The 9696-nt window shown below is 70.3% G+C and carries 9 protein-coding genes and 1 tRNA gene; 6 read left to right on the forward strand and 4 right to left on the reverse strand.

Annotation, left to right across the window (positions count from 1 at the left end):
- Nucleotides 1-8: 8 nt before the first annotated feature.
- Nucleotides 9-1406 (reverse strand): dicarboxylate/amino acid:cation symporter, encoded by a 1398-nt coding sequence (locus tag O1W71_RS04990; RefSeq protein ID WP_269266728.1) that lies wholly within the window; start codon nucleotides 1404-1406, stop codon nucleotides 9-11.
- Between the two features lie 200 nt (nucleotides 1407-1606).
- On the opposite strand from O1W71_RS04990, the gene O1W71_RS04995 reads away from it, so the two are divergent.
- On the forward strand, nucleotides 1607-2215 hold the full coding sequence (locus tag O1W71_RS04995; RefSeq protein ID WP_269266729.1) for an HD domain-containing protein: 609 nt from the start codon (nucleotides 1607-1609) through the stop codon (nucleotides 2213-2215).
- Nucleotides 2216-2252: 37 nt separating this feature from the next.
- Here O1W71_RS04995 and O1W71_RS05000 read toward each other — a convergent pair.
- Nucleotides 2253-2344: transfer RNA gene (locus O1W71_RS05000), tRNA-Ser, on the reverse strand.
- 73 nt (nucleotides 2345-2417) lie between these two features.
- Between O1W71_RS05000 and O1W71_RS05005 the strand changes: the two genes are divergently transcribed.
- From O1W71_RS05005 to O1W71_RS05015, 3 genes are all read left to right on the forward strand, one after another.
- Nucleotides 2418-3458 carry a lactonase family protein gene (locus tag O1W71_RS05005; protein ID WP_269266730.1) on the forward strand — a complete coding sequence of 347 codons (1041 nt, stop codon included), beginning with the start codon at nucleotides 2418-2420 and terminating at the stop codon, nucleotides 3456-3458.
- Between the two features lie 29 nt (nucleotides 3459-3487).
- Nucleotides 3488-4264 carry a siderophore-interacting protein gene (locus O1W71_RS05010; RefSeq protein ID WP_269266731.1) on the forward strand — a complete coding sequence of 259 codons (777 nt, stop codon included), beginning with the start codon at nucleotides 3488-3490 and terminating at the stop codon, nucleotides 4262-4264.
- 61 nt (nucleotides 4265-4325) lie between these two features.
- A complete protein-coding gene (locus tag O1W71_RS05015) occupies nucleotides 4326-4961 on the forward strand; it encodes an NADPH-dependent F420 reductase (protein WP_269266733.1) in 636 nt (211 codons plus the stop codon).
- Nucleotides 4962-5001: 40 nt separating this feature from the next.
- Here the strand turns inward: O1W71_RS05015 and O1W71_RS05020 are convergent, their stop codons facing one another.
- Both O1W71_RS05020 and O1W71_RS05025 read right to left on the reverse strand, forming a co-directional pair.
- Nucleotides 5002-5499, reverse strand: coding sequence for a DUF427 domain-containing protein (locus O1W71_RS05020; protein ID WP_269266734.1), 498 nt, complete (start codon nucleotides 5497-5499; stop codon nucleotides 5002-5004).
- 10 nt (nucleotides 5500-5509) lie between these two features.
- Nucleotides 5510-5914, reverse strand: coding sequence for a DUF3054 domain-containing protein (locus O1W71_RS05025; RefSeq protein ID WP_269266736.1), 405 nt, complete (start codon nucleotides 5912-5914; stop codon nucleotides 5510-5512).
- Nucleotides 5915-6042: 128 nt separating this feature from the next.
- Here O1W71_RS05025 and O1W71_RS05030 point away from each other — a divergent pair, with 128 nt between their 5' ends.
- Entirely contained in the window at nucleotides 6043-7758 is a 1716-nt protein-coding gene (locus tag O1W71_RS05030) for an AMP-binding protein (RefSeq protein WP_269266737.1), read from the forward strand.
- Between the two features lie 108 nt (nucleotides 7759-7866).
- Nucleotides 7867-9630, forward strand: a complete 1764-nt coding sequence (locus O1W71_RS05035; RefSeq protein WP_269266739.1) for a pyruvate dehydrogenase — start codon at nucleotides 7867-7869, stop codon at nucleotides 9628-9630.
- Nucleotides 9631-9696: the final 66 nt, after the last annotated feature.

Raw genomic sequence — 9696 nt, forward strand, 5'->3', positions numbered from 1 at the left:
CGCGAGCGTCAGGCCCGGACGGAGGGCTCCAGCTCGTCGGCGCTGTCGTCGGCGAACGGGTCGCCCGAGCGCTCCGCGTCGTACAGCTCGCGATCGAGGATGCCCTCGCGCTTGGCGACGATCGTCGGCACGAGCGCTTGCCCTGCGACGTTGACCGCGGTGCGCCCCATGTCGAGGATCGGGTCGATCGCCAGCAGCAGGCCGACGCCCTCAAGCGGCAGGCCCAGGGTCGTGAGCGTCAGTGTGAGCATGACGGTCGCGCCGGTCGTGCCCGCCGTCGCCGCCGAGCCGACCACCGACACCACCACGATGAGCAGGTACTGCACCGCGTTGAGCTCCAGGCCGAAGAACTGCGCGACGAAGATCGCCGCGATCGCCGGGTAGATCGCGGCGCAGCCGTCCATCTTGGTCGTCGCCCCGAACGGCACGGCGAACGAGGCGTACTCGCGCGGGACACCGAGGTTGCGCTCCGTGACGCGCTGCGTGAGCGGCAGCGTGCCGATCGAGGAACGCGAGACGAACGCGAGCTGCACGGCGGGCCAGACACCCGAGAAGTACTGCCGGATCGACAGGCCGTGGGTCTTCAGCAGCACCGGGTACACCACGAACAGCACGAGCGCGAGGCCGATGTAGATCGCCACGGCGAACCAGAGCAGCGTCGTGAGCTTCTCCCAGCCGTAGGTGACGACAGCGGATCCGATGAGGCCGAGGGTGCCGATCGGGGCGATGCGGATGATCCACCAGAGCACCCGCTGGACGACCTTCAAGGCCGACTCGGTGAACGACACGAACGCCTCGGCGCGCTTGCCGAGCTTGAGGGCGGCGATGCCGATCGCGACCGAGATCACGATGATCTGGAGCACGTTGTACCCGACGCTCGAGCTCGCGGCACCCGTCTCGGGGTTGATCGAGGTCGACACCGACAGACCGAGGAAGTTCTGCGGGATGAGGCCCGTGAGGAAGCTCCACCACGAGCCGACGCTCGAGGGGACGTCGGGCGTGAGCTCACCGGCGTCGACGCGCGCGCCGGGCTGGATCGTGACGCCCAGCACGATGCCGATGGTCACGGCGATCAGCGCGGTGATCCCGAACCAGAGCAGCGTCTGGCCCGCCAGGCGCGCGGCGTTCGTGACGTTGCGCAGCTGCGTGATCGAGGCGACGATCGCGAGGAAGATCAGCGGCACGACCGCCGTGCGCAGCAGTGTGACGTAGCCGCTGCCGATGGTCGACAGCGTCGCGGCGAGCCCGTTCGGGTTGCCCTCGGCATCGGGCCCGAGCTGACGTGCCAGCAGGCCGAGGAGGACGCCCGCGACGAGGGCGATCGTGATCTGGAAGCCGAATGAGCGGTAGAAGGGCTTCTTCCGCTTCGCCGGGGCGGCGGCGTTCTTCGAGGTGGCAGAACTCATGGTGGTGCTCCTGAGAGGGATGACGTCGCGATGGCGACCCACCGACGCTAAACCCGATTCGAGGTCGTCGGGGCCATATGACCCTCCGTGACACCCGCTGTCTCTGACAGGCCGTCGCTTTCGGGACACGGCCGCTCTGATGTCTGCCGGAGTCGGTGGCGGGGCGGTCCGGGCCGTCGCCGCCACCTCAGAATGAGCGCATGATCCGTGATCTCGACCGTCTCCTCGCCCCGCCGACGCCCACCGCCGCGCTGGCTCTCGAAGCGGTGAGTCGATGGTCCTCGACCGCGCTCGTGAACCACGGCATCCGGTCGTGGGCCTGGGCGCGGCTGCGCGCCGAGGCGCTCGGGCTCGACCACGACCCCGAACTGCTGTTCGTCGCGGCGATGCTCCACGACCTCGGCGTGACGCCGGCGTTCGACGCGCACGAGATGGCGTTCGAGTCGGCCGGCGGGGCGGCGGGGTGGCTCTTCGCGGCCGGTGCGGGGTGGCCCCTGGAGCGCCGCGAGCGCGTGCGCGAGGTCATCGAGCGCCACATGTGGCTGAGCGTCGAGCCGGCACTCGACCCCGAGGGTCACCTGCTGGAGGTCGCGACGAGCCTCGATGTCTCGGGAGTCGCGCCGGAGCTGTGGGATGTCGCGACCCTGCGGGCCGTCACCGAGCGGCATCCGCGTCGAGACTTCACCGCGCAGTTCGCGGGATGCATCCACGCGCAGGCGCACCGCAAGCCCGGCACTGCCGCCGCCCGGCTCGACGCGTCGGAGCGCATCGGCGAGGGCGGGCGGGTGTGGGACGGCATCCTGGCATGACGAAGGGCGCCACCCGGATGAGTGGCGCCCTTCGTTGTGGCGGAAGTGACAGGATTTGAACCTGCGAGGCGAGTTACCCCGCCTACATGGATTCCAGCCATGCTCCTTAGGCCGCTCGGACACACTTCCGTCGTCGAGTTTATCAGTCCCCGGCGGGCTCTCCCGCCGCGTCGGTCTCGGGCCGCGGAGCTAGGCTCGTGATGTGACTGATTCCTCTCTCGTCCTGGTCGCCAACGCGGGTGACAGCACCATCAGCGTGTTCCGTCTCGACGGCGACGCCCTCGAACGACTCTTCGTCGCCGAAGGCCTCACCGGAACCGGCACCTTCGCCATCGACGGCGAGCGCGATCTCGTCTACGCCGGGGTCAAGGGCGCGTCCTCGGACGAGCCTGCTGCGATCGTCACGCTCACGCTCGATCGCGGCACGGGCGAGCTCACCCCCCTCTCGCGGTTCGCGCTTCCGGACGGGTCGGTCAGCTACATCGCGCTCACCCGCGGGGGCACGGCGCTGCTCGCTGCGTCGTACGGCGGCGACTACGGCTTCGTCGCCCCGATCACCGACGGCGTCATCGGCGACCCTTCCGGCCGCGTCGAGTTCGCCAAGCTCCACTCGGTGCTGCCCTCCTCCGACGGCCGCTTCGCCTACTTCGTCTCGCTCGGCGACGACCTCGTCGGGCAGTTCGCGCTCGGCGACGACCTGACGCTGACTCCGGTCGGCTCGGGCACCGCCGCAGCGCCCGCCGGCAGCGGCCCCCGCCATCTCGTGCTCAACAGCGCCGAGGACGCCGTCTACGTCATGACCGAGTACTCCGGCGAGGTGCTGCACTACACCCGCGATCGGGAGACGGGCGGCCTGCAGCTGCACTCCCGGGCCAACGCGGTCGACCCGGCCGCCGGGCTCGTGCGCGGTGAGATCGGCGGTGACCCCGTCGCCAACCACGCCGTCTGGGGCGCCGACATCCACTTCGGCGCGGACGAGCGGTACCTCTGGACCTCGGAGCGCTCGACGAGCACGCTGGGCGCCGCACCCGTCGCCGAGGACGGCACCGTGCAGGACGTCGCGTCCTTCATCCCCACCGAGCCGCAGCCGCGCGGATTCGTCCTCTCCCCCGCCGGCGACCGCCTGATCGCGGCGGGCGAGAAGTCGCGCACGGTCTCGCTCTACGCCGTCGACGGTGCCGACCTGACGCTGCTCGAGCAGGCCGAGACCGGCGCGGGCGCGAACTGGGTCCGCTTCGCCTGACCCGCGGCGCCCCGGGTACCGTGGATGAGGTGGCCCTCTCCTCTCGCACCGCTCCCCGTACCCCGCGCCCGAGCATCGAGCTCGAGGTCGTCGGAACCGAACGCCTCTCGGCGCACCTGGTGCGCGTGACCCTCGGCGGCGAGGGCTTCGCTGCGTTCCAGAACCGGCCCGAGACCGATAAGTACGTCAAGCTGAAATTCACGACCCCCGCGCCCGAGTCGGCGCCGGTCACTCGGACGTACACGGTCCGTCGGGTGGATGCCGTCGCCGGCACGCTCTCGATCGATTTCGTCGTCCACGGCGACGAGGGCCTCGCCGGACCGTGGGCGGCGCGCGCGCAGGTGGGCGAGCGGATCGAGCTGATGGGACCGGGCGGCGGCTACGCCCCGGATGCCGCGGCCGACTTCCATCTCTTCGCCGGTGATCTGTCGGCCGCTCCGGCCATCGCGGCGACGCTCGAGGCCCTGCCGTCGGATGCGGTCGGACACGCGTTCATCGAGGTGGAGTCCGACGACGCGATCCTCGCTCTCGAGGCGCCCGCCGGGGTAGAGGTTGAGTGGATCGTCGACCCCACCCACGATCCCGAGGCTCTCGCCGCCGTCGTGCGGCAGTACGACTGGCCGGCGGGCGACGTGCAGGTCTTCGCCCACGGCGAGCGCGAGTCGATGAAGGCTCTGCGACGCGTGCTCTTCGACGAGCGCGGACTCGACCGCGGCCGGGTCTCGCTGTCGGGCTACTGGGCCCGGGGCCGGAACGAGGACCGGTTCCAGGCGGAGAAGCGCGAGCCCATCGGCCAGATCCTCTGACCAACCCGGTCTCTACAACCGTGCGGGAATGCCGGGGCCGGTTCCAACGGTTCACCTCCCCATGACCACTGTGGGAATCATCGGAGCAGGACACATCGGAAGCGCTCTCGCCGAGGGGCTCATCGCACGCGGCTACGACGTCGTGATCGCCAACTCGCGCGGGCCGGAGACGCTCAACGATCTCGTCGCGAAGCTCGGCGACCGTGCACGGGCGGCGACCGCCCAGGATGCGGCACAGGCGGCCGATTGGGCCGTCGTCACGGTGCCGCTCAAGGCGCTCGAGGACATCCCCGCCGAACCACTGGCGGGCAAGATCGTGCTCGACACGAACAACTACTACTGGGAGCGCGACGGCCGCATCGCCGAGCTGGAGGCGAAGCGCACCACGACGTCCGAGATGGCGCAGCGTCATTTTGCCGAGTCGAAGGTCGTGAAGGCGTTCAACCACATCCCCGCCGCCGACATCAACACCGGGGGCTCCCCCGCCGGCACCCCCGACCGTCGGGCGCTCGCGACCGCGAGTGACCACCCGGCTGCCGGCGCGCACGTCACCGCGCTCTACGACGAGTTCGGCTTCGACACCGTAGACATCGGTTCGCTCGCCGAGAGCTGGCGGGTCGAGCGCGACCAGCCCGCCTACGTCGTCCGGCAGAACGCCGACGAGCTGCGCGCCAACCTCGCCCGCGCCCAGCGCTGAACGAAGCGCGGCTACGCCTCCGCGGGCCGGTTCGAGCGGATCACCATCCCATCGAACCCGGGATCCCCTTGAACGGGCCCGCGAGGTTCGACGTCACCCAGCCGCCGTAGAAGCCGCCGGGCTGAGGCACGACGACCTCGCCGTCGACCGTGCACCGGTCCATCCCGCCCGCGTAGACGGCGACGCGGCCGACGAGCTCCTCATAACCCGGCGACGGGTTCGGGTACCCCCACGCGGCGCGCTCGCGTACCGCCGTGCCGCGCACGACGTCGAAGTACTCGGCTGCGCCCTTGAACTCGCAGTACGAGCTGCCTGCCGCCGGGACCAGCGAGCCGGGCACGAACGCTGCGGCCGGCAGGTAGTACACGGGCGGATGGCTCGTCTCGAGCACCCGCACCACGTCGTCGGTGTCGACGATCGTGACAGCGGCGAAGTCGATCGTCACGCGCGAGTGAACGCGTTCGAGGCGGGGCGGACGGGGATAGTCCCAGACGGACTCCTGTCCGGGACCGACAGGATCGGGAGCGGGTCGGCGCATGCCCGACAGGTTACGCGCGGCGAGCGACATCCCGGCTGCGAGACCGCTCACCGCGGCGCGAGCGCAGCGAACGGATGCCGCGGGCGACGAGGCGCCATCCGACCAGAAGCGCGAGCAGCGTCAGCGTCGCGACGATCACGAACGGCAGCGCCGTCCCCTGACCCGACACGGCACGAAGCAGCATCCCGCTGACGACAGTAACCGCCCACACGACGAGACCCGTCGGCACGATCCCGGTCGGCGATCGCCATGCCCGCACGGCCACCCACGCCACCAGCAGGCCGGCGAGGAACGGCCACGAGGTCTGCCAGAGGCCTGCGAGCACATCGGAGTCATGGCTCGCCCGGCCCGTCGCCGCGAACGCCACCACGAGGACGGCATCGAGCAGGAAGGCGAGGACGGACGCACGGATCATGTCCCCATCCTCCCCGAACGATTCCCCGGTCGAACCCGCATCCCATGCTTCGCCCAGCATCCGCTCCTTCCTAGACTCGGAAGGCGTCCGCCGCGCCTGCTCCGGACGAGAGAACAGATCCGAGGCCCATGTCTTTTCCCGATGCGACGGCGGCGACGGCCGCATTCCGCGCCGCCCGCGACTTCCTGCTCGACAACGCGCACTCCCCCGAGGCAGCCCACGCCGGGTTCAGCTGGCCCGACGTCGGCGACCACTTCAACTGGGCCGTCGACTGGTTCGACGCCATCGCCTCGGGCAACGACCGCATCGCCCTGCACGTCGTCGACGAGGACGGCAGCGAGACGCGGGTCACGTACGACGAGATGCGTCGTCGCTCCAACCGCGTCGCCAACTGGCTCACCGGCCTGGGCGTCGGGCACGGCGATGCCGTCATGCTCATGCTCGGCAACCGTGTCGAGCTGTGGGAGGCGATGCTGGCGATCCTGAAGATCGGTGCCGTCATCCTGCCGACCTCCGTCGTGCTGGGCGCCGACGACCTCCTCGAGCGCGTCGACCGCGCCGACATCCGCGCCGTCCTCGCCGACCCGGTCGACGCCGCCAAGTTCGACGGGATCGCGGGCGGCTTCGAGCGCATCGTCGTGGGTGGCGAGCGTCCGGGATGGCACTCGTTCGCGGACGCGGCCGACGCCGACGACGCGGCACCCGGTGTCGTCGTGGCCTCCGACGATCCGGCCATCGTCTACTTCACCTCCGGCACCACGTCGCGACCCAAGATGGTCGTGCACACGCACGTGAGCTATCCGGTGGGTCACCTGTCGACGACGTACTGGATCGGCGTCCGTCCGGGCGACATCCACATGACGATCAGCGCCCCCGGCTGGGGCAAGCACGCGTGGAGTCTGTTCTTCGCGCCGTGGATCGCCGAGGCGACGATCTTCGTCTACAACTACTCCCGCTTCGACGCCGCACGCCTGGTCGATCAGCTCGACCGCAACGACGTGAACACCTTCTGCGCCCCGCCGACGGTCTGGCGCATGCTGATCCAGGCCGACCTCGAGAAGCGCCCCCGCGCACTGCGCGAGCTTCTCTCGGCGGGCGAGCCCCTCAACCCCGAGGTGATCGACACGATCCAGCGCTGGTGGGGACTGCAGATCCGCGACGGCTACGGGCAGACCGAGCTGACGGCGGTCATCGGCAACACCCCGGGAGTCGCCGTCAAGCCCGGCGCGATGGGACGCCCGCTCCCGGGCAACGACATCGTGCTGATCGACCCGCTCACCGGGCGCATCGGAGATGAGGGCGAGATCTGCCTGCCGACCGCGCCGACCCGTCCGCTCAACCTCATGCCCGGCTACCTCGGCGAGCCCGAGCGCACCGCCCGGGTCGACCACGACGGCTACTACCACTCGAGCGATGTCGCCGTCCGCGACGCCGACGGACAGCTCACGTTCGTTGGACGCACCGACGACGTCTTCAAGGCCAGCGACTTCAAGGTCTCGCCCTTCGAGGTGGAGTCGATCCTGTTGACGCACCCCGCGGTGGCCGAGGCGGGCGTCGTCGGGGCTCCCGACGCTGTACGGCTCAACATCGTGAAGGCGTACGTGGCGCTCGCGGCATCCTGGGAGGAATCCGCCGAGACCGCGCGGGCGATCCTCGCGCACGCCCGCGAGCACATGCCGCCGTACATGCGGGTGCGCCGTGTCGAGTTCTTCGAGCTGCCCAAGACGATCTCGGGCAAGATCCGCCGGGTCGAGCTGCGCGAGCGCGAGGTGGCCGCGGCGGATGCCGGCGAGCGCGTGACGACCGAGTGGCGCGAGTCGGACTTCCCCGACCTCAAGGGCTGAAGCGCGGGTCGCCTGCCGCTCAGGCGAGCCATTCGCAACCCCTGGCACGCGCACAGGCGGCGGGAGAAGACTGAGGGTGTCCCGACAGCCTCAGCAGAAGGAGCCCCCGTGCCGCAGAACGTCGCCGAACAGATCGTCGCCCAGCTGATGGATGCGGGGGTGAAGCGGATCTACGGCATCGTCGGCGACTCGCTCAACCCGATCGTCGACGCGGTGCGACGAACCGGAGGCGCGGCGGAGGGCGGGATCGACTGGATCCACGTCCGCCACGAGGAGGCCGCCGCGTTCGCCGCCGCCGCTGACGCCGAGCTCACCGGCGAGCTGGCGGTGTGCGCGGGCAGCTGCGGTCCCGGCAACCTGCACCTGATCAACGGACTGTTCGACGCGCAGCGATCGGGTGTGCCGGTGCTCGCGATCGCCAGCCACATCCCGAGCCTGCAGATCGGGTCGGGGTACTTCCAGGAGACGCATCCCGAGCGCCTCTTCACCGAGTGCAGCGACTACTGCGAGATGATCCTGACGCCCGAGCAGTCGCCGCGCGTCGTGAACTCCGCGATCCGTCACGCCACCGCGGGGTCGTCCGTCTCGGTGATCGTGCTGCCCGGTGACCTCGCCGAGTTGCACTCGACCGGCGAGTTCCCGCCATTCGTCGCCGCTCGCCCCGGTCGCATCGCGCCGGACGAGCGCAGCGTCGCCGACCTCGCGGCCGCCATCGACAAGGCCGAGAAGATCGCGATCTTCGCGGGCGAGGGCGTACGCGACGCCCGCGAGGAGGTCATCGCGTTCGCCGAGCACCTGCGGGCACCGATGGGGCACTCGCTGCGCGGCAAGCAGTGGATCCAGTACGACAACCGGTTCGACGTGGGCATGTCGGGTCTGCTCGGCTACGGCGCCATCGACCACGCGATGCACGAGGTCGATCTCCTCCTCATGGTGGGCACCGACTTCCCCTACGACCAGTTCCTCCCCGACGGCGCGAAGACCGTCATCGCGCAGATCGACGTCGATGCCCAGCGGCTCGGACGGCGAGCGGGCGTGACGCATCCCATCCACGGCGATGTCGGCCTCACCCTCGCGGCCCTGCGCGCACGGACCGCTGCGAAGACCGACGACACGTTCCTCGAGCACACGCTCAAGCGGTATCGGAAGGCGATGAAGGACTCGGTGGCGGCGTACACCGACTCGGATGCGCAGCCGATCCATCCCGAGCGCGCCATGTCGGTCATCGACCGGGTCGCGGCATCCGACGCCGTCTTCACCGCCGACACCGGCATGGGCAACGTCTGGCAGGCCCGCTATGTCACTCCCGGGCCCGAGCGCCGTCTGCTGGCGTCGTGGCGGCACGGGTCGATGGCCAACGCCCTCCCCCATGCCTTCGGAGCGCAGATGGCGTATCCCGACCGGCAGGTCATCGCGATCGCGGGCGACGGCGGACTCTCCATGCTCCTCGGTGAGCTCATCACCGTCGCCGCCTACGACCTGCCGCTGAACGTCTTCGTCTTCAACAACTCGACGCTCGGGATGGTCAAGGCCGAGATGCTCGTCGCCGGCTTCCCCGACTTCGGCGTCGACGTGCCGATGGTGGACTTCGCCGCCGTCGGGCGCGCGCTCGGGTTCCACGCGCAGCGCGTGACCGACCCGGCAGACCTCGAGGTCGCCGCCTCCGCCGCCCTCGCGCACCGCGGTCCGTCCATCGTCGACATCGTCACCGACCCCGATGCCCTCTCGATGCCGGCGTCGATCACCGCCGAGCAGGTCGCGGGCTTCGGGATGTCGATGGCGAAGATGGTGCTCGGTGCGAAGGACTCCGGGGGCATCGGCGCGGTGCTCGAGACGGCGAAGTCGAACATCAAGCACATCCGCAGCCTCTGATCCGCCGGCGCGCGGCCCGCCCCGCCCGTGTCCGCCGATACATTCGTCGGAGGAGCGGGGCTGGTG

It is taken from the genome of Microbacterium sp. H37-C3, assembly GCF_027157935.1.
Lineage (GTDB): Bacteria > Actinomycetota > Actinomycetes > Actinomycetales > Microbacteriaceae > Microbacterium > Microbacterium plantarum.